Genomic DNA, 19,173 nt, shown 5'->3' with positions numbered 1-19,173 from the left:
TATACATGAGAGTAGTCGTACAAAGAGCAAAGAATGCAAAAGTAACTGTTGCAGGTGAGACGGTCGGTGAGATTAAGCACGGATATATGCTTTTAGTGGGCATTACCCATGACGATACTGAAGCTGATGCAGAGTATGTAGCGGATAAAATTGTGAATTTGCGAGTGTTTGATGATGAGTCTGGCAAAATGAATTTGTCGCTTCTAGATGTAGAAGGAGAAATTTTATCGGTATCTCAATTTACGCTGTACGGAGATTGCCGAAAAGGCAGAAGACCAAACTTTATGGGAGCTGCTAGGCCAGATCATGCTGTAACGCTTTACAACTATTTTAATAAAATATTATCAGAAAAAAATGTTCGAGTAGAAACCGGCGCATTTGGTGAAATGATGGACGTATCATTTACAAATGACGGACCGGTCACGCTTATTGTAGAAAGCAAAGAAAAAACGCAGGCTCACAGATGAGTCTGCGTTTTTTCTTTGCTTTGAAAGTAGTGATTTAATCCTTCAGCGATAGCGGACGTAATCATTTGCTGATAACTGATGGAATTAATATACGTTTCTTCCCGTTCGTTGCTTAAAAAGCCTAGTTCAATTAATGTACTCGGACGTGTATTTTCGCGAAGAACATAATAGTTTCCAAAACGTTCTCCTTTGTCTTTTAATTTTGCATGATTAATAAGGGACTGATGAATAGAATGTGTGAGTGGACTGTCCTGATGCTGATGGTAATAATACGTCATAAGGCCAGTTAGCTGTGAGCTGTTCGTACTGTTGTAGTGAATGCTTATAAAAGCATCTGCTTTAGTCGATTGCAGCGTGCGCTGTGAAAGTAGAAGGTACTCATCATGGGTGCGGGTTAAAATGACGTGTGCGCCTTCTTTTTGAAGTTTGTTTTGTAAAATAAGTGCTGTTCGAAGAGTGAGGTCTTTTTCATATGTGCCCTGTGTGCCGATGGCTCCTTTGTCTTTTCCTCCATGGCCTGCATCAATAATAATTGTTTTGCCCTTTAAGTGCTGCAAGCTTTTACTCAGCGTATAAACAGGCTGGCGCTGCGCTACCTGCATGCTAGGCTGAACGCTGCGAAGCGCTACGGTTTTCGTGAATTTTTTAAACACCCATCCTTGAATATCCGAGCTTTCTACATAATACCAATCTCCTTGACGGTCTGAAACGGATAGTCTTGTATTCTTCGTCAATTTATTTGTAATTGAAAATGAACGTCCTGGACCGCTGCGTACATGAAGAGAGTCAGCTGTTACAATAATGGGTTGATGGACCGGTACATTTGGGCGCTCAAATGAGGAAGAACACAGTAATAAAAGGATACTTGCAGCCAAAACAGATACAGACTTCATGTTTAGATGGCGAATAGATAGACCTCCTTTTTATAACAAAATAGAGTATTCGATGAAAATAAAAAAAATCCTTTTTCTTATGTAAAAACATCTTTTCTGGGCAATGCTAATAAAAGGATAAGTAAGTGTAGGCAGGGAGGAAGAAACGATGAAGTTTAGTGAAAAAGGTGAACAATCATTTCAGCAGGTAAATCCGGTATTTGGCATTCATTTTCATGATTTTATTGACAGAGAAAGTGAAGCTTCATCCCTTGAATTGGCTTCTGAATTTGGTTTAACGCTTCGAGATATTCAGAAACTAAGAAAACAATTAGACCGCTCTTAACATGAAAGGTGCTTGACAACTGCTCATTTCATTCGTAATATAGAAAGCAATTGCTAAATTAAAATGAATGTATAACATTTTTATATTGATAAGCCAAAGATCGAGAAAAGTAGTAAAGATGACACATGGCTAGAGAGGAAATGTCTTAGGCTGAAAGCATTTCTACATGATGACTTTATGAAAGAACACTCAGGAGGCTTCACTCTGAAAAGGGAAACTTAGTAGGAGATGAACGTGTTCGTGCGTTAACGAAATGAGTGGAAACATGTCATATGTTTCAATTAGGGTGGTACCACGTGAGATTAACTCTCGTCCCTACTATGGAAAAATAGTAGAGGCGAGAGTTTTTTTGTATTGTAAATTTAAAAAATAGGAGGCATATCACGTTATGTCAGTTCAAATACCTAGAGGCACACAAGATATTTTACCGGGCAAAGTAGAATATTGGCAGTTTGTTGAACAGCGAGCAAGAGAAATCTGCCGTGCGTTCAACTACCAAGAAATTCGTACACCAATGTTTGAACACACTGAATTATTTTTGCGCGGAGTGGGAGAAACAACAGATATCGTGCAAAAAGAAATGTACACATTTAAAGATCGAGGTGACCGCAGCTTAACGCTTCGTCCAGAAGGAACAGCTGCAGTTGGACGATCATTTGTTTCAAATAAGATGTTTGGAAATCCAACGCAGCCAACAAAGCTGTTTTATATTGGTCCTATGTTTCGCTATGAACGACCTCAAGCGGGACGTTTCCGTCAATTCGTTCAGTTTGGTGTAGAAGCATTAGGGGTAAATGATCCAGCTATTGATGCTGAAGTTCTTGCCCTGTTAATGAGTTTTTACCAATCGCTTGGATTGAAAAAATTAAAGTTGGTTGTTAACAGTTTAGGAGATACAGAAAGTCGTCAAGCTCACCGTCAAGCGCTTATTGACCACTTTGCACCTCGCATTGGAGAGTTTTGCAGCGACTGCCAAAGCAGATTGGAGAAAAATCCTCTTCGTATTTTAGACTGTAAAAAAGATCGGGACCATGAACTGATGGCTACAGCGCCGTCTATTCTTGATTATTTAAATGACTATTCAAAAGAATATTTTGAAAAAGTACAGCAGTACTTAACCGATTTAGACATTGACTATGTTGTAGATCCGACGCTAGTACGCGGGTTAGATTATTATAATCACACAGCATTTGAACTAATGAGTGAAGCAGAAGGATTTGGCGCCATTACAACTCTTTGTGGCGGAGGCCGTTATAATGGGCTGATTCAAGAAATCGGCGGACCTGAAACACCGGGTATCGGATTCGCTTTAAGTATCGAACGCTTATTATCTGCATTGGAAGCAGAAGGAATTGAGCTTCCGGTAGAAACAGGCGTAGATTGCTATGTAGTAACTATGGGCGATGAAGCAAAAGAAAAATCCGTTTCAATTGTAAATACGCTTCGACGTGCAGGCTTTGTAGCCGATAAAGATTATCAAGATAAAAAAATGAAAGCTCAGTTTAAAGCAGCTGATCGTGTACAAGCAAAATTTGTTGTTGTTCTAGGTGAAGATGAGCTAGCAAAACAAGTTGTAAACGTAAAGAATATGGAATCTGGCGAACAGCAAGAAGTATCAATTGATCAATTGGTCAGCTATTTGCAAGAACAAGTATAAGGGGGAACCATGATGACAAAACGTTCATACTACTGTGGTGATGTAACAGAACAAGCAACTGGCGAAACAGTTCTATTAAAAGGATGGGTTCAAAAACGCCGTGATTTAGGGGGATTAATCTTTATTGATTTACGCGACCGCGGCGGAGTTGTACAGGTTGTATTTAATCCTGAAAAATCTGCTGAAGCGCTAAAAATTGCTGAAGATGTACGTAATGAATTCGTACTGGAAGTGCAAGGAACTGTTGTAGCTCGTGAAGAGGGAACCGTTAACCCGAACTTAAAAACAGGTAAAATTGAAGTTCACGCTGAGCAGATTACGGTATTAAACAAAGCCAAAACACCTCCTTTTGCTATTGCGGATCAAACGGAAGTATCAGAAGATGTTCGATTAAAATATCGTTATTTAGATCTTCGACGTTCTGAGATGTTTAACACGCTTAAAATGCGCAATGACATTACAAAAACAATTCGTGACTTCTTAGATCAAAATGACTTTTTAGATGTTGAAACACCTATTTTAACGAAAAGTACGCCAGAAGGCGCACGTGATTATCTTGTACCAAGCCGCGTGCACGAAGGGGAGTTTTATGCTCTTCCTCAATCACCGCAAATCTTCAAGCAGCTGCTAATGGTAAGCGGAGTTGAGCGTTATTATCAAATCGCTCGCTGCTTCCGTGATGAAGACTTGCGTGCAGATCGTCAGCCTGAATTTACTCAAATCGATATTGAAACATCATTTTTATCTCAAGAGGACATCATGACAATGACGGAAGAAATGATGTCTAAAGTAATGAAGCGCGTAAAAGATTTAGATATAACGACGCCTTTCCCGCGCATGTCATATGATGAAGCGATGAGTCGCTACGGTTCAGATAAGCCGGATACACGTTTTGAAATGGAGCTAGTCAACTTATCAGAGCTTGTGAAAGACTGCGGGTTCAAAGTATTTAGCGCAGCAGTTGAAAACGGCGGAGAAGTAAAAGCCATTAACGTAAAAGGTGCCGCTTCTAGCTATTCACGTAAAGATATCGATGCTCTAACAGAGTTCGTGAAAATTTACGGTGCTAAAGGGTTAGCATGGCTGAAAGTTGAAGCTGACGGCTTAAAAGGACCGATTGCAAAATTCTTCAATGAAGATGAGCAAAAGCAATTTGCGGAAGCTCTTCAAACGGAAGAAGGGGATTTACTTTTATTTGTAGCTGATAAAAAGTCAGTTGTAGCAGATGCACTTGGCGCTCTTCGCCTAAAGCTTGCAAAAGAACAAGGAATTATTGATGAAACGAAATTTAACTTCCTATGGGTAACAGATTGGCCTCTTCTTGAGCATGACGAAGAAGACAACCGTTACTACGCGGCTCATCATCCATTCACAATGCCAGTTCGTGAAGATTTACCAATGTTAGAAAGCGATCCTGGACAAGTCCGTGCACAAGCATATGACTTAGTATTGAATGGCTACGAACTTGGCGGAGGATCTTTACGTATTTACGAGCGTGATATTCAAGAAAAAATGTTTAAAACGCTTGGATTTACATTAGAAGAAGCATATGAGCAGTTTGGTTTCTTACTTGAAGCATTTGAATACGGTACTCCTCCTCACGGCGGAATTGCGTTAGGTCTTGACCGTTTAGTTATGCTTCTAGCAGGACGCACAAACTTGCGTGATACAATTGCCTTCCCTAAAACAGCAAGTGCAAGCTGTCTATTAACAAATGCACCTGGTGAAGTAAGTGAAGCGCAATTAGACGAGCTGCATTTGCAGGTAAAAAAGCAAAAAACAGAAGCGTAATCGATTGAACCGTCTGTTAAATCGAGCTTGTCACGTTCCAGTGACAGGCCCGATTTTTTTGTTTTACTTATTAATTGCAAAGTGATTTTTTCTGTGATAAGATACTTTCAAGAACTAAATAGTCCTGATGTGTTCGTCCTTAATCCAGTTTTGACCGAACAATTTTTTGCTTGGGAGCTCGGAGTTTTTAACGAGCGTACATGCCTCATCTCGAGGACTTACAATGGTTAAAGCAGAGCACCCACCTGCCGAGAGCGGGTTCAAAACGAAGGCACTCGAGACGGCACGATCGGGACTAGCATACATATAAAAAATCCTCTATGTAATTATTTGCATAGAGTTTTTTTATGGATAAATAACGAATGCTCATGTTCGTTTTGCTAAAAATATGGTATAGTCAATTTCGTTGTTTATTTGAATTATTCATATACGTTAGTGTATTTAATAGAGGAGTGTTTTAACATGTTGCATCAGTTTTCGCGTAATGAACTGGCGATAGGAAAAGAAGGGCTAGCTACTTTAAAAGGCAGCACAGTTGCTATTTTAGGGATAGGAGGAGTAGGGTCGTTTTCTGCTGAGGCTTTGGCTAGGTCAGGAGTAGGGCGTTTAATTCTTGTAGATAAAGACGATGTTGATATTACAAACGTAAATCGTCAAATTCACGCGCTGCTTTCTACGGTAGGTCAGCCCAAGACAGAATTAATGAAAAAACGTATTTTGGATATTAACCCAGACTGTGACGTCGTTTCTCTTCAAATGTTTTATACGGAAGAAACGTATGAAGAGTTCTTTAGTTACGAACCGGACTTCGTAGTGGATGCATCCGATACGATTTCGTATAAAATTCATTTAATGAAAGAATGTTTAAAACGTGATATTCCGATTATTTCAAGTATGGGTGCTGCGAATAAAATGGATCCAACACGTTTCAAAATTGCAGACATTTCAAAGACACATACAGATCCGATTGCAAAAGTGGTTCGTACTCGTCTGCGTAAAGAAGGAATTCGCAAAGGAATTAACGTCGTTTTTTCTGATGAACGTCCAATCGTTATTCGCGAAGAAGTTCGCAAAGAAGTAGGAAACGATCAAGCGCAAATTCGAAAAGCGAAAATGCCCCCATCTTCTAATGCTTTTGTTCCATCTGTAGCAGGATTAATTATGGGCGGTCATGTTATCAATGAATTATTAAGTGATATTAAGATTCGCCGCGTAGGTGATCAATAAAAAGAAGGCTATCGTAGCCTTCTTTTTTTTATGGAAATATCTGTTCTATTTATGCTTTGGATGGAATCTTCTGTTTGATATGTATAAAAAGTACTAATAAATTGAAAAATATGGATTGATGATGAATTTACACTGTATTAAAAAAAAGAGATTTATGTAAATTTATTTAACGCTTTATTTACATAAAATTTACGTTTTGGCTTTCTTTCTTTTGTATCTTCTACAGTAATATCCAGAAAGTCTTATATCTCAAGGGTTTTAATAGAAATAAGAAAAAATAAACCCCAAATAAGTAAGTTTACAGTAACTTAAAATTCACTTCATATAAAGACAACAATCTACTCGTATAATGTGTCTTGTACCTGTTGTTCGAGTACAAAGGACTAGTACTAATTACACATATATTTATTGGAGGGTAATGTAATGAAAACAAAGGGTTTTAAAGTAACATTAGCAGCTTTTTTAATGGTAGGAGCACTAGCAGCATGTGGTAAAGACGGAGCAAGCAATGACAGTGGTTCGGGCAGCAAAGAAGAAGTGTCAGGTACGTTAACAGCAGCGGGATCTACAGCTTTACAACCACTTGCAGAAGAAGCAGCGAATGGAATTACTGAAAAATATCCAAACCTTTCAGTAACGGTACAAGGTGGAGGTAGTGGAACGGGTGTTAACCAAGTAGCATCAGGAGCAGTTGACATTGGAAACTCTGATGTTCCAGCAGCCGATAAAATCGAAGATAAATCAAAAGCAGATAAACTTGTAGATACGAAAGTAGCGGGCATTGGGTTCGCACTTGTTGTAAATAAAGATGTAAAAGTAGAATCGTTAACAAAAGAGCAAATTCAAAAGATTTTCTCTGGTGAAATTAAAAACTGGAAAGAAGTTGGCGGAAACGACGAGAAAATTAACGTAATCAACCGTCCAGCATCATCTGGTACACGTGCTACATTCGAGAAAACATTAATGGGTGACGCAAAAGTAAATGACAGCGTTGGTACAGCTCAAGATTCAAACGGAGCGGTTGAGCAATCAGTAAACTCAACGCCAGGAGCAGTAAGTTACCTTGCTATGTCGTATTTAATTGGCGATAAAAAAGAAAGTTTAAAAATGCTTAATATTGATGGTGTAGAGCCAACAACAGAAAACATTGTTTCTAAAAAATATCCGTTTTGGTCTTATGAGTACATGATTACAAACGGTGAGCCAAAAGATGGTGCAAAAGAGTACATTGACTACGTAGCTGGTAAGGACTTTGCTAAGCAAGTAGAAGATATGGGATATATCCCAATGACTGAGTTCAAAAAATAAGAGTGTTTTTAAAAAGAATAGGGCTGACTAACACAGTCAGTCTTATTCTATTTGAATGTTAATAAAGTATATAGCGAATAAAAAGAAAAGCGAATATATACTGAATATGTAAGGAGACAGAGCGATGAAGGGGAAAAAATCCATTAATTATGTAAAAAGCGAATACATTGGCCGTACGCTTTCTACATTTTGCGGTATTCTAATTGTACTTGTTACGTTAGCTATTATCGTATTTATTTGTGAAAAAGGCATACAGTCATTTTTACAAAGTAATATATCAATCGGTGAAATGTTGACTTCAACAAAATGGAGCCCAAACAATAAAGAATACGGGGCACTTGTGTTTATTCTGGGTTCCATGCTTGTATCAATCGGAGCCGTGATTATAAGTGCTCCAATTGGAATTGCTATCGCCATTTTTAACAACTATATTTCGCCTAAATTTGGTTCAACGGTTTTACGACCGGTTTTAGAACTTTTAGTCGGAGTTCCTTCAGTGGTATACGGCCTTTTAGGGGTTACCATTTTAGTACCGCTTCTTCGCGATAACTTCGGCGGAGTGGGCTTTAGTTTGATTGCCGGAATTATTGTCTTAAGCGTCATGATTCTTCCGACAATTGCAAGTATTGCTGACGATGCAATTCGAAGCGTAGCACCTGAATATTTAGAAGCTTCTTATGGACTAGGTTCAACAAGATGGCAGGCAATTAGCCGAGTCATTATTCCATCTGCTAAAACAGGTATTTTAACAGGTATCGTGTTAGGACTTGCCCGCGCATTCGGAGAAGCGCTAGCTGTTCAAATGGTTATCGGAAACACGGTTAAGCTTCCTGAAAGCTTATATAGTCCAACGGCAACATTAACAGGTATTTTAACAATGGATATGTCTAATACGTTAAACGGAACGGCATGGAATAACGCATTGTGGACGTTAGCTATGATTTTACTGCTTATTTCTTTCGTGTTCATTTTAATTATCCGAGCAATTGGGAAACGAGGTGCTCATCAATGAGAAACAAAAATGCACGCACAGTAAATAATATATGGACAGGTATTTTTTATGGCATTGCCGCTCTAGTTGTGTTGCTATTAGTGTATTTAGTTGTTGAAATTATCGCTAAAGGCTGGGGATTTTGGGACCCGAACTTTTTATTTGGAAAGCCAAGCAATACGATGGCGGGAGGCGGTATCGGACCTCAGCTGTTTAACTCGTTCTACATGCTTGTTTTAACGCTGATCATTTCTATTCCTCTTGGTTTAGGAGCCGGAATTTACTTAGCGGAGTACGCGAAGCAAGGTCGTTTCTTAAATTTCGTCCGCTTATGTATTGAAACAATGGCGTCATTACCGTCCATTGTAGTTGGTTTATTTGGATTATTAATTTTTGTCACATTTTCAGGCTGGGGCTATACGCTTATCGGTGGAGCACTTGTGATTACAATTTTAAATTTACCGGGTTTAACGCGCGTATGTGAAAGTGCGATTGCATCTGTTCCTGCGAGTGTAAAAGAAGCGAGTTTAGGGTTGGGTGCGACTAAATGGCAAACAATTGTCAAAGTCGTCATTCCATCAGCGATTCAACAAATTATCACAGGCGTTATTTTAACAGCGGGACGAATCTTTGGAGAGGCAGCTGCGTTGATTTATACGGCTGGCTTAACCACGCCGATGTTAAATTCAAATGCTGACTTAACGAGTCCTGTAAACCCGTTTAATATTTTTCGACCAGCAGAGACGCTTGCCGTTCACATTTGGAAATTAAACTCTGAAGGAATCGTACCTGATGCAAGATTGATTGCAACAAAGTCAGCTGCTATTCTAATCATTATGGTTCTGTTGTTTAACATAATCGCTCGTTTAGTCGCTAAACTTTTAGACAGCTACTTTAAAGGTTCAACAAAAACGAAAAAACGCAAAGAAGTTAAAAGTGCAGCTTAATAGATAAAGACAAAAAAGAAAATGGCTTTGAAACTGAGCAACAGTTTCAGCCATTTTCTTTTTTTAATGTCTCTAAACGATTGAAAACTTTTGAAAAGTATTTTTCTTGTCCATTTTGTTTAGGATGAAAATATTGTTTGTTTTTGATGCGATCCGGTAAATACTGTTGAAGGACCCATCCGTTATCAAAATCATGCGGGTATTGATATTCAACGCCTCGGCCAAGATTCTCTGCTCCTTTGTAATGAGCATCCTTCAAATGAGGGGGAACGTCGCCGGAAAACCCTTTTTTAATATCGCTTATCGCTTCATCTAATGCTTTGTAAGCAGCGTTGGACTTCGGTGATAGACAAAGCTCAATAACGGCGTTTGCAAGCGGGATACGTGCTTCTGGGAGTCCTAATCGCTCAGTTGCTTGAATAGCTGCGAGAGTTCTCATGCCGGCATCCGGATCAGCTAGTCCAATGTCTTCATACGCAATGACTAAAAGGCGACGATTGATGCTGATCAAGTCTCCTGCTTCAATTAGCCGTCCCAAATAATGAAGAGCGGCATTTACGTCGCTGCCGCGAATCGATTTTTGAAAAGCCGATAATACATCATAGTGAGCGTCACCATTTTTATCATGTGAAAAATATTTTTGCTGCAGACATTCTTCTGCTGTTTGTAAGGTAATAACGATTTTACCATCGCTTTCACCTGTTGATAAAACAGCCAGTTCCAGAGCATTCAAAGCCGAGCGCACGTCACCGTTACAGCTATTGGCAAAGTGGTTCATGGCGTCATCTTCTACGATGATTTTTCTATCCCCAAATCCGTTTGATGGATCGTTGAGCGCCCTTGTTAGCGCCATTTTGATATCATCTGGCGTAAGAGATTTTAATTCGAAGATTTGGCATCTGCTTCGAATAGCAGGATTAATTGCGTGATAAGGATTGCTTGTTGTCGCTCCGATTAGAATGATCATGCCGTTTTCTAAGTAAGGAAGCAAAAAGTCTTGCTTAGCTTTGTCAAGCCGATGAACTTCATCTAACAGCAGAATTACTTTGCCTGACATTTTGGCTTCTTCGGCGACAATTTCCATATCTTTTTTATTGTTTACAACGGCATTTAACTGACGAAACGCCGTGTTGGTTGTTTTTGCAATAGCTGTGGCAATTGTTGTTTTTCCAACGCCTGGAGGTCCATATAAAATCATCGAGCTTAAGTGATTTGCTTTTACCATTCGATAAATCATTTTATCTTTGCCAACTAAATGCTGCTGTCCGATAACGTCATCTAAATGAGTCGGACGCATTCGAAATGCGAGAGGTTTTGTAGCCATGTTTTTCTCCTTTCTTTTCTTTCACTGTATCACAAGCGGTGAATAGGTGGTGGAAATTTATCTTATAGGCATAGTATGTTATAATATCAACAGTTACATTTGCAAGAAATGCATATAGAGAAGTTCATATAGCTTAGTAAAAAACGACTCATCACAGCATTCAGTGACAACGTGAGGGTCTTATTTTTTTCATAAATAAAAAAAGTGTATTGAAGGAGTGTATCGTATGAAAATTTCAACAAAAGGACGCTACGGTTTAACGATTATGATTGAGCTTGCGAAGCGCTTTGGCGAAGGTCCTATCTCGCTTAAAACTATTGCTCAAACGCATGACTTATCTGAACATTATTTAGAGCAGCTTATTTCACCGCTGCGTAACGCTGGGCTTGTAAAAAGCGTGCGCGGAGCTTATGGCGGTTACATCTTAGCCCATGAACCTGCTAACATTACTTCTGGTGATATTATTTCTGTTTTAGAAGGTCCTATTAGTCCTGTAGAAGGAATTGAAGATGAAGAGCCTGCAAAACGCGAGCTGTGGATTCGTATTCGAGATGCGGTTAAAGAAGTGCTAGATAGTACAACGCTTGAAGATTTAGCAAATCATTCTGATGATGATCAAGCGTCTTATATGTTTTATATTTAATAATGAGCTAGGAGGCGTTTATTTTGGAACGTATTTATGTTGATCATGCAGCAACGTCTCCAATACATCCAGCAGTCGTTGAGAAAATGACGACATTTATGCATGAGTACTTTGGAAATCCGTCTAGTATTCATCACTATGGGCGGGAAAGTCGACGCTATTTAGACGAAGCTCGCCAAGCGATTGCAGCAAGTATTGGAGCACACGAAAATGAACTGATTTTTACAAGTGGTGGGACAGAAGCAGATAATATGGCACTGATCGGAGTAGCTCTTGCAAACCGCCATAAAGGAAATCATATTATTACCACGCAAATTGAACACCACGCTGTGCTTCATACGTGTGAATATTTAGAAACACAGGGCTTTGAAGTGACTTACTTACCAGTTAATGAGTACGGACAAGTATCTGTAGATGAAATAAAATCAGCCCTAACCGATCAAACAATTCTTGTGTCGGTGATGTTTGGAAATAATGAAGTAGGTGCTATTCAGCCAATTGGGGAAATTGGAGTTCTATTAAAAGAGCATGGAGCATATTTCCACACGGATGCAGTGCAAGCTTATGGATTAATTCCGTTAAATGTGCAACAATTAGGTGTCGATCTTTTATCCGTTTCGGCTCATAAAATTAACGGACCAAAAGGGATGGGCTTTTTATATGCAGCTGCTCACGTTTCACTGTCTCCTTTGCTATTTGGAGGAGAACAAGAGCGCAAACGACGAGCTGGAACTGAGAACATGACAAGTATTGTCGGGTTTGAAGAGGCTGTGAAAATTTCGCAACAAACGCTGCAAACACGTGCAGATGAATATAGAAGATACAAAGAAATAATGGTAGCTGTGTTGAAAGAAGAAGGTATTTCCTTTGAAATTAACGGACATCTTGAAAATTCTCTGCCACATGTGTTAAATTTATCATTTCCAAAAACAAATGTTGAATCGATGCTCGTGAATTTAGACTTAGCAGGAATTGCGGCATCAAGCGGTTCAGCTTGCACAGCGGGAGCAATCGATCCTTCTCATGTGCTTGTAGCTATGTTTGGAAAAGGGTCTGAACGTTTAACAACTTCTATTCGATTTAGCTTTGGCTTAGGAAACACAGCTGAGCAAATTGAAAAAACCGCACGTCAAACAGCAAACATCGTTAAGCGACTAACGATGTAAATAGCAGCCATCAGTAGGGTCTTCATCCCTCACTGATGGTTTGTGTCGTTTCTTTCGCTTTTTAGCGAACAATTTAATTAAAATGAAGAAAACGGAGGTGGCGAAGTTGACAAAATCACCTAAAGATACACGTGTAGTAGTCGGAATGAGCGGAGGCGTTGATTCATCCGTAGCAGCTCTTTTATTAAAACAACAAGGATACGATGTGATCGGAATCTTTATGAAAAACTGGGACGATACGGATGAAAACGGCGTTTGTACTGCGACTGAAGATTATAACGATGTTATTCGCGTATGTAATCAAATTGGTATTCCCTACTATGCAGTCAACTTTGAAAAACAATATTGGGATAAAGTATTTACCTACTTTTTAGATGAATATAAAGCAGGTCGTACACCGAATCCTGATGTAATGTGTAATAAAGAAATTAAATTCAAAGCCTTTTTAGAGCATGCAATGACGCTAGGAGCAGATTATCTAGCGACAGGACATTATGCACGCGTTGCGTACCGCGACGGGGAGTATAAAATGCTTCGAGGCGTAGATGGAAATAAAGATCAAACGTATTTCTTAAATCAATTAGGACAAGATCAGCTTTCAAAAGTAATGTTCCCGATTGGTGAAATTGAGAAATCAAAAGTGCGTGAAATTGCGAAAGAAGCAGGCCTTGCTACAGCAACGAAAAAAGACAGCACAGGTATTTGCTTTATTGGTGAACGCAACTTCAAAGAATTTTTAAGTCAGTATCTTCCTGCTCAGCCAGGTGTAATGCAAACGCTTGACGGCGAAGTAAAAGGCAAGCACGACGGTCTCATGTACTATACAATTGGCCAACGCCATGGTTTAGGTATTGGAGGCAGCGGTGAACCTTGGTTTGTAGTCGGAAAAGATTTAGAAAAAAATGTTTTGTACGTCGATCAAGGCTTTCACAATGAGCTGCTCTATTCTACATCTCTCACAGCAACCAATGTCAGCTGGGTAAGCGAACGTGACTGGTCGTCACCAATGACGTGCACAGCAAAATTCCGCTATCGTCAAACTGATTCAGCAGTAACCGTTGAAAAAGTCGATGATAATACAATTAAGGTTATTTTTGCTGAACCTGTTCGCGCAATTACGCCAGGTCAAGCAGTTGTGTTTTACAAAGATGATGAATGTCTTGGCGGAGCAACAATTGACAAAGTATTTCAAGAAGAAGAGCAAATCTGGTACGTATAATTCATATAAGCAAGAACGAAAAACCTCGGCCGTATATAGCTGAGGTTTTTCTATGATATACTTTACTTATTGGGTAAACTAATAACTTACATATTCTAGATTTTCATGATGTGAAAATCTCTTAAATCATAACTAAAACAGTGGAGTGAACGAAAAAATGACAGATAAAAATCAGCTAGGAATTCAGTATATGCAGGAAGGGAAATTTGAAGAGGCTGCTAAAACATTTTCAGAAGCAATTGAAGATAATCCAAAAGATCCAATTGTGTATGTGAATTTTGGCAATTTGTTAGCGGCTGTTAGTGAGATGGATCGTGCTTTGAAATTTTATGAACGTGCGATTGAATTAGATGAAGAAACGGCAACAGCGTATTACGGAGCAGGAAATATTTATTTTAATGCAGAGCAGCTTGAACAGGCAAAGCACTACTTTGATTTAGCAATCAAAAAAGGCTTAGATTCATCCGATGCGTACTTTATGCTTGGTTTAACGCTGTTTCATATGGAAGAAATTCGTTTCGCGATGCCTTATCTTCAGCGGGCGGTAGAACTAAACGAACATGATGTAGAAGCAAAATTTCAGTACGGTCTTTGTTTAGCACAGCTCGAAATGGTAGATGAAGCAATTGCTGAATTCCTTAAGGTAGTCAATCAAGAGCCAGAACATGCCGATGCTTTTTATAATTTAGGCGTAGCGTATGCCATGAAAGATGACAAAGACAAGGCGATTGAGATGTTAGATGAAGCTTTAAACGTGCAGCCAGATCACGTAATGGCAGCAAATGCCAAACAAGTTCTGTCTACATTAGAACATTAAGAAAGCGGGTAAAGGAAGGATAACATGAACGAAGAACAAGTGAACCCTTCACAGCCAGAACGTCATTATATAAGCGGCACGTCGATTGTAACCGTCTTTCATAACGAAGAAAACTTATATAACGTTACGCGGATACGGATCAAAAAAACAAATTTAGAGATTGAAGATAAAGAAACGGTCGTCACAGGTTATTTTCCTAAGCTGAATGAAGATGAAGTATACACGTTTTACGGAGACTTCAAAGAGCATCCAAAGTTTGGTCTGCAGTTTCATGTTGAACAGTTTAAAAAAGAACTTCCGCAATCAAGGCAAGGGGTTGTTCAGTACCTGTCTAGCGATTTATTTCACGGAATCGGTAAAAAAACTGCTGAAAACATTGTGGACGCTCTAGGAGAACGCGCTATTTTTCGTATTTTGCAAAATGAGTCTGTGCTAAAAGAGGTTCCGAGGCTTTCAGCCGACAAGGCAGAAGCTTTAGTCACGCAGCTTCGTGAACATCAAGGGTTAGAAGAAGTAATGGTAAAGCTGACAGACCTTGGATTTGGACCGCAGCTTTCGATGAAGATTTTCCAAGCGTACAAACAAGAAGCGCTTGAAATTGTTCAAAATAATCCTTATCAGCTCGTAGAAGATATTCAGGGTATTGGCTTTAGCAGGGCCGATGAACTTGGAAAGAGGCTTGGTATGGCAACCAATCATCCTGATCGTTTGCGTGCAGGTATTTTATATGTCATTGAGCAAGAATGCAATCAAATGGGACATGTATACGTCACGGCAGATCAGCTGTATGGAAAAACAGCAGAGCTTCTTCGAAAAAGCAGGCATGAGAATCTGTCTGAAATGGATCTTACAAGAGAAGTGGACGCATTAAAAGCAGACAAAAAGCTTATCATTCAAGACGAAAAAATTTATTTTCCTCCCCTTTTCTATGCTGAAAAAGGGCTGGTTAAAGCTATTCAAAAAATTATGGCTCAAACGCAGTACGAAGAGCAGTTTCCAGAATCAGAATTCTTATTGGCACTGGGTGAACTAGAAGAGCGATTAGACGTGCAATATGCACCTTCTCAGCGCAAGGGCATACAAACCGCTTTAATGTCTCCGATGCTTCTCTTAACAGGTGGACCAGGTACAGGGAAAACAACGGTTATTAAAGGAATAGTCGAACTCTATGCAGAACTTCACGGATGTTCGTTAAATCCAGGGGATTATAAAAAAGATGAAGCTTTTCCTGTTTTACTTGTGGCACCTACTGGACGCGCTGCTAAACGAATGAGCGAAGCGACGGGACTTCCAGCAGTTACCATTCACAGATTATTAAAATGGAACGGACAAGAAGGATTTGATCATAATGAGGAAAATCCAATTGACGGAAAATTACTGATTGTGGATGAAGTATCAATGGTAGATTTGTGGCTTGCTCATCAGCTGTTTAAATCTCTTCCTGCTAATTTACAGGTTATTTTAGTTGGAGACGAAGACCAGCTTCCTTCAGTAGGTCCGGGACAGGTGTTAAAAGATTTACTGAGTTCAGAAGTAGTTCCTACCGTCCGTCTTACAGATGTATACCGGCAAGCGGAAGGATCGTCAATTATTGATTTGGCTCATGAAATAAAAAAAGGAAAGCTTCCGGAAGACTTATCAAGGCAGCAAGGAGATCGTTCTTTTATTCGTTGTCAAGGACAGCACATCACGAACGTCGTGCAACAAGTTTGCGGGAATGCGTTAAAAAAAGGCTATACGGCTAAAGATATTCAAGTTCTAGCTCCTATGTATAAAGGTCCTGCAGGTATTGATAAGCTGAATGAAGTTCTTCAGGAATTATTCAACCCGGCTTCCGAGCAAAGAAGAGAGCTTAAGCACGGAGATATCACGTACCGAGTGGGAGATAAAGTGCTGCAGCTTGTAAATCAGCCGGATAGCAACGTATTTAACGGAGATATGGGAGAAATCGTCTCGGTTTTCTTTGCCAAAGAAAATACGGAAAAACAGGATATGCTGGTTATTTCATATGAAGGAAATGAAGTAACTTACACAAAGCAAGACTTTAATCAAATAACTCATGCATACTGCTGTTCCATTCATAAATCACAGGGAAGTGAATTTCCCATTGTTGTGCTTCCAATTGTTAAAAGCTATTACCGGATGCTGCGACGCAATTTACTTTATACCGCTGTTACGCGAAGCAAACAGTTTTTAATTTTATGCGGCGAAGACGAAGCGTTTCAGCTTGGCGTCAGCCGAAATGAAGACAGCATCCGACAAACGAATTTACAGCCGTTGCTTCGAGAAAGCTTGGATAATGACATAGAAGATCCCGAAATTCCATTTATGAAAGATGCAAATATTGGGATGGAAAACGTTACGCCGTATGATTTCATGTAACCTTTCGTATGCTAACAAAGAGTTAAATAAACTCCTTTGTTGCCATCCTTCTTTGCTAATTGTCAGAAAATAAAGTATGGACATGGAAAGAAGTGGACATAATGCGTTTATATAAGTAGAACGTATAAAGAGGTGTCGACTTTGTTTAAATGTCCAAACTGTAAAAGTATTGACGTTGGCAAAATTGGTGTAAATCAGTATTACTGCTGGAATTGTTTTATTGAAATGACTATTTCAAAAGGACAAATTAATACTCACCAAGTAGAAGAAGATGGAACATTGAGCTCGCTTGATGATTTGTTCTCAGACGACGAGCGCACAATTAATTTCTAATTCTTTTTTACCGGGAGGAAGAGCAATGGGCAGAATCATTCCGTCAGTAGTCGCTTTCGGTCTTGGAGCTTATGCATTTAAAATGGCAGATGATCGAGAGATGTTTACAAAAAGAAATATGAAAAAAATGCGTAAACGTATGATGAAAGCTATTCACTAATAAAAAAGCACTATTGCACTGAGCTGCAATAGTGCTTTTTTGCAGGCAGAAGAGACAACAGCATGTATAAACTCCTTTCTTTATCAAAAAATAGAAGAGAGGAGGAGTTTACGTTGAAAGATAGTTCATTCAAATGGTTCTATAGATTCGGACTGCTGTTATTAGCGCTGCTGTGCATATTAGTCTTTTTTAAAGTCCAGTTTTTATGGCTTCCTGTTATTTACATGTTTTTAAAAGCACTGCTGCCTTTTTTTATTGCAGCATTCATTACATATTTACTTCATCCGCTTATTGAAAAAACGCATGATAAAGGCGTGCCTCGTCCTCTAGCTATTTTACTGATCTACATCATCTTTTTTGGAGGAATTGGGTTTGGAGCCTATAAGTCGTACCCTATTTTTGTGGAACAAGTAAAAGATTTAAACGAACAGCTGCCTCATTTTACGAATACATATAGACATTGGGTAGAATCGATTCATGATCGTACAACTTCACTTCCAAACGGTGTACATGAGAAAATTGAAGGCAGCATTGATGATGTAGAGGCTACGCTCAACGTGTGGCTTACAAAAGTGGCCGAAGGATTAAAGTCATTGATTACTTCTTTTTTGATTTTAATCATTATTCCATTTATTGTTTTTTATATGCTGAAGGATTTTTCCTCTATTAAGAAAGCAACAGCTTATGTCACGCCTAAAAAGTGGCACAAACCAGGCGAACGTTTTTTATCGGATGTGAATGAATCGCTCGGCAATTACATTAGAGGGCAATTTTTTGTTTGTCTGATTATTGGTGTGATTGCCACAGCAGCACTGTGGTTCTTTCATGTACCTTATGCACTTCTTTTAGGCTTCATTATTGGCGTAACGAATATCATTCCTTATTTTGGCCCGATTATTGGTGCGGTTCCAGCGGCTATTATTGCAGCCACAATCTCGATAAAGTTGGTTATTACCATTGTCATTATAATCTTTGTGCTGCAATTTCTAGAGGGAAATGTGCTGTCTCCGCTTATCGTAGGAAAGAGTCTTCATATTCATCCTTTGTTTATCATGCTTGCGCTCCTTTTAGGAGGAGAATTTGGAGGAGTATTGGGTCTCATTTTGGCTGTGCCAATTTTAGCAGTCATTAAAATATCTATTTTGCATATCCGCTCTTATACGCTCAAACATTGACAAAGAGCGGTTAATTTGTCATAATATCGCCATAAGAAAACGCTACATATTTTAAACACAATGATGGATCGAGTACGTTGCACACTGGTTTTTAGAGAAGGGCTTCCTTGGCTGAAAGAAGCGCTAAACAAAGAGCAGCTGAACGCTAGTCCAGAGTGCAGGCTAAAACCTGCCGTGTCAGCAACGTTAACGCTATGAAGGTGATAAGTGCTTTAGGCATTTATAATCAGGGTGGTACCGCGAGTTCAACTCTCGTCCCTGCTACAGGGATGAGAGTTTTTTTGTGTGCAAATAACTAGCAATTGCTTTTGTACACAGAGAAAATAGATGCTTTTATGTCATCATTTT

Annotated in this window: 18 protein-coding genes, 1 other RNA gene and 1 other annotated feature; of the genes, 17 read left to right on the top strand and 2 right to left on the bottom strand. The window is 39.2% G+C overall.

The window, feature by feature from the left end; genetic code table 11:
* Positions 1 to 5 precede the first annotated feature (5 nt).
* Positions 6 to 467 (top strand): D-aminoacyl-tRNA deacylase, encoded by a 462-nt coding sequence (dtd, locus tag OK414_RS24245; RefSeq protein ID WP_016765630.1) that lies wholly within the window; start codon positions 6 to 8, stop codon positions 465 to 467.
* Here dtd and OK414_RS24240 read toward each other — a convergent pair.
* On the bottom strand, positions 458 to 1,342 hold the full coding sequence (locus tag OK414_RS24240) for an N-acetylmuramoyl-L-alanine amidase (RefSeq protein ID WP_230586506.1): 885 nt from the start codon (positions 1,340 to 1,342) through the stop codon (positions 458 to 460). The genes dtd and OK414_RS24240 overlap by 10 nt on opposite strands.
* Positions 1,343 to 1,508: 166 nt before the next feature.
* Here OK414_RS24240 and OK414_RS24235 point away from each other — a divergent pair, with 166 nt between their 5' ends.
* The 8 genes from OK414_RS24235 (at position 1,509) to pstA (ending at position 9,606) form a co-directional block, all read left to right on the top strand.
* A complete protein-coding gene (locus tag OK414_RS24235; protein ID WP_013059305.1) occupies positions 1,509 to 1,685 on the top strand; it encodes a hypothetical protein in 177 nt (58 codons plus the stop codon).
* A gap of 87 nt (positions 1,686 to 1,772) precedes the next feature.
* Positions 1,773 to 2,005: a binding site (T-box leader), on the top strand.
* A 68-nt stretch (positions 2,006 to 2,073) separates the two neighbouring features.
* Positions 2,074 to 3,342, top strand: a complete 1,269-nt coding sequence (gene hisS / locus OK414_RS24230; protein WP_028410586.1) for a histidine--tRNA ligase — start codon at positions 2,074 to 2,076, stop codon at positions 3,340 to 3,342.
* A 12-nt stretch (positions 3,343 to 3,354) separates the two neighbouring features.
* Positions 3,355 to 5,133 carry an aspartate--tRNA ligase gene (gene aspS, locus OK414_RS24225; RefSeq protein WP_028410587.1) on the top strand — a complete coding sequence of 593 codons (1,779 nt, stop codon included), beginning with the start codon at positions 3,355 to 3,357 and terminating at the stop codon, positions 5,131 to 5,133.
* 118 nt (positions 5,134 to 5,251) lie between these two features.
* Positions 5,252 to 5,433, top strand: a non-coding RNA gene (gene ssrS / locus OK414_RS24220) — 6S RNA.
* Positions 5,434 to 5,595: 162 nt separating this feature from the next.
* Positions 5,596 to 6,360, top strand: a complete 765-nt coding sequence (locus OK414_RS24215) for a ThiF family adenylyltransferase (protein ID WP_034648810.1) — start codon at positions 5,596 to 5,598, stop codon at positions 6,358 to 6,360.
* Positions 6,361 to 6,783: 423 nt separating this feature from the next.
* A complete protein-coding gene (locus OK414_RS24210) occupies positions 6,784 to 7,668 on the top strand; it encodes a phosphate ABC transporter substrate-binding protein PstS family protein (protein WP_013059301.1) in 885 nt (294 codons plus the stop codon).
* A 124-nt stretch (positions 7,669 to 7,792) separates the two neighbouring features.
* Positions 7,793 to 8,680 carry a phosphate ABC transporter permease subunit PstC gene (pstC, locus tag OK414_RS24205; RefSeq protein WP_013059300.1) on the top strand — a complete coding sequence of 296 codons (888 nt, stop codon included), beginning with the start codon at positions 7,793 to 7,795 and terminating at the stop codon, positions 8,678 to 8,680.
* Positions 8,677 to 9,606, top strand: a complete 930-nt coding sequence (gene pstA / locus OK414_RS24200) for a phosphate ABC transporter permease PstA (protein WP_016765623.1) — start codon at positions 8,677 to 8,679, stop codon at positions 9,604 to 9,606. Before pstC ends, pstA begins: the two co-directional genes overlap by 4 nt.
* Before the next feature lie 46 nt (positions 9,607 to 9,652).
* On the opposite strand, the gene OK414_RS24195 is transcribed toward pstA, so the two are convergent.
* The gene (locus OK414_RS24195) at positions 9,653 to 10,930 is read right to left on the bottom strand and encodes a replication-associated recombination protein A (RefSeq protein WP_016765622.1); all 1,278 of its coding nucleotides are present in this window, start codon (positions 10,928 to 10,930) and stop codon (positions 9,653 to 9,655) included.
* A gap of 226 nt (positions 10,931 to 11,156) precedes the next feature.
* On the opposite strand from OK414_RS24195, the gene cymR reads away from it, so the two are divergent.
* The 8 genes from cymR (at position 11,157) to OK414_RS24155 (ending at position 18,825) form a co-directional block, all read left to right on the top strand.
* Positions 11,157 to 11,573, top strand: coding sequence for a cysteine metabolism transcriptional regulator CymR (gene cymR / locus OK414_RS24190; RefSeq protein ID WP_013059297.1), 417 nt, complete (start codon positions 11,157 to 11,159; stop codon positions 11,571 to 11,573).
* Positions 11,574 to 11,596: 23 nt separating this feature from the next.
* Positions 11,597 to 12,739, top strand: coding sequence for a cysteine desulfurase family protein (locus tag OK414_RS24185; RefSeq protein ID WP_034648817.1), 1,143 nt, complete (start codon positions 11,597 to 11,599; stop codon positions 12,737 to 12,739).
* A 106-nt stretch (positions 12,740 to 12,845) separates the two neighbouring features.
* The gene (gene mnmA, locus OK414_RS24180; protein ID WP_034648820.1) at positions 12,846 to 13,958 is read left to right on the top strand and encodes a tRNA 2-thiouridine(34) synthase MnmA; all 1,113 of its coding nucleotides are present in this window, start codon (positions 12,846 to 12,848) and stop codon (positions 13,956 to 13,958) included.
* Positions 13,959 to 14,115: 157 nt separating this feature from the next.
* Positions 14,116 to 14,775 (top strand): tetratricopeptide repeat protein, encoded by a 660-nt coding sequence (locus tag OK414_RS24175; RefSeq protein ID WP_013085089.1) that lies wholly within the window; start codon positions 14,116 to 14,118, stop codon positions 14,773 to 14,775.
* Positions 14,776 to 14,799: 24 nt separating this feature from the next.
* Entirely contained in the window at positions 14,800 to 17,157 is a 2,358-nt protein-coding gene (locus tag OK414_RS24170; RefSeq protein WP_034648822.1) for an ATP-dependent RecD-like DNA helicase, read from the top strand.
* Between the two features lie 141 nt (positions 17,158 to 17,298).
* Positions 17,299 to 17,490, top strand: a complete 192-nt coding sequence (locus tag OK414_RS24165) for a hypothetical protein (protein WP_013059292.1) — start codon at positions 17,299 to 17,301, stop codon at positions 17,488 to 17,490.
* Between the two features lie 25 nt (positions 17,491 to 17,515).
* Positions 17,516 to 17,650 (top strand): YrzQ family protein, encoded by a 135-nt coding sequence (locus OK414_RS24160; RefSeq protein ID WP_013059291.1) that lies wholly within the window; start codon positions 17,516 to 17,518, stop codon positions 17,648 to 17,650.
* A 113-nt stretch (positions 17,651 to 17,763) separates the two neighbouring features.
* Positions 17,764 to 18,825, top strand: coding sequence for an AI-2E family transporter (locus tag OK414_RS24155; protein ID WP_013059290.1), 1,062 nt, complete (start codon positions 17,764 to 17,766; stop codon positions 18,823 to 18,825).
* The last annotated feature ends 348 nt before the right edge of the window (positions 18,826 to 19,173 follow it).

The sequence above is a fragment of the Priestia sp. JV24 genome, assembly GCF_025910025.1.
GTDB lineage: Bacteria > Bacillota > Bacilli > Bacillales > Bacillaceae_H > Priestia > Priestia megaterium.
Note: the sequence above shows the minus strand (reverse complement) of the source record. Positions and strands in the feature narration are given on the sequence as shown.

Bases quoted from the DNA above. Each gene is read 5' to 3' on its own strand.
- dtd (WP_016765630.1), top strand. From the start codon at position 6: ATGAGAGTAGTCGTACAAAGAGCAAAGAATGCAAAAGTAACTGTTGCA.
- OK414_RS24235 (WP_013059305.1), top strand. From the start codon at position 1,509: ATGAAGTTTAGTGAAAAAGGTGAACAATCATTTCAGCAGGTAAATCCG.
- hisS (WP_028410586.1), top strand. From the start codon at position 2,074: ATGTCAGTTCAAATACCTAGAGGCACACAAGATATTTTACCGGGCAAA.
- aspS (WP_028410587.1), top strand. From the start codon at position 3,355: ATGACAAAACGTTCATACTACTGTGGTGATGTAACAGAACAAGCAACT.
- OK414_RS24215 (WP_034648810.1), top strand. From the start codon at position 5,596: ATGTTGCATCAGTTTTCGCGTAATGAACTGGCGATAGGAAAAGAAGGG.
- OK414_RS24210 (WP_013059301.1), top strand. From the start codon at position 6,784: ATGAAAACAAAGGGTTTTAAAGTAACATTAGCAGCTTTTTTAATGGTA.
- pstC (WP_013059300.1), top strand. From the start codon at position 7,793: ATGAAGGGGAAAAAATCCATTAATTATGTAAAAAGCGAATACATTGGC.
- pstA (WP_016765623.1), top strand. From the start codon at position 8,677: ATGAGAAACAAAAATGCACGCACAGTAAATAATATATGGACAGGTATT.
- OK414_RS24195 (WP_016765622.1), bottom strand. From the start codon at position 10,930: ATGGCTACAAAACCTCTCGCATTTCGAATGCGTCCGACTCATTTAGAT.
- cymR (WP_013059297.1), top strand. From the start codon at position 11,157: ATGAAAATTTCAACAAAAGGACGCTACGGTTTAACGATTATGATTGAG.
- OK414_RS24175 (WP_013085089.1), top strand. From the start codon at position 14,116: ATGACAGATAAAAATCAGCTAGGAATTCAGTATATGCAGGAAGGGAAA.
- OK414_RS24170 (WP_034648822.1), top strand. From the start codon at position 14,800: ATGAACGAAGAACAAGTGAACCCTTCACAGCCAGAACGTCATTATATA.
- OK414_RS24160 (WP_013059291.1), top strand. From the start codon at position 17,516: ATGGGCAGAATCATTCCGTCAGTAGTCGCTTTCGGTCTTGGAGCTTAT.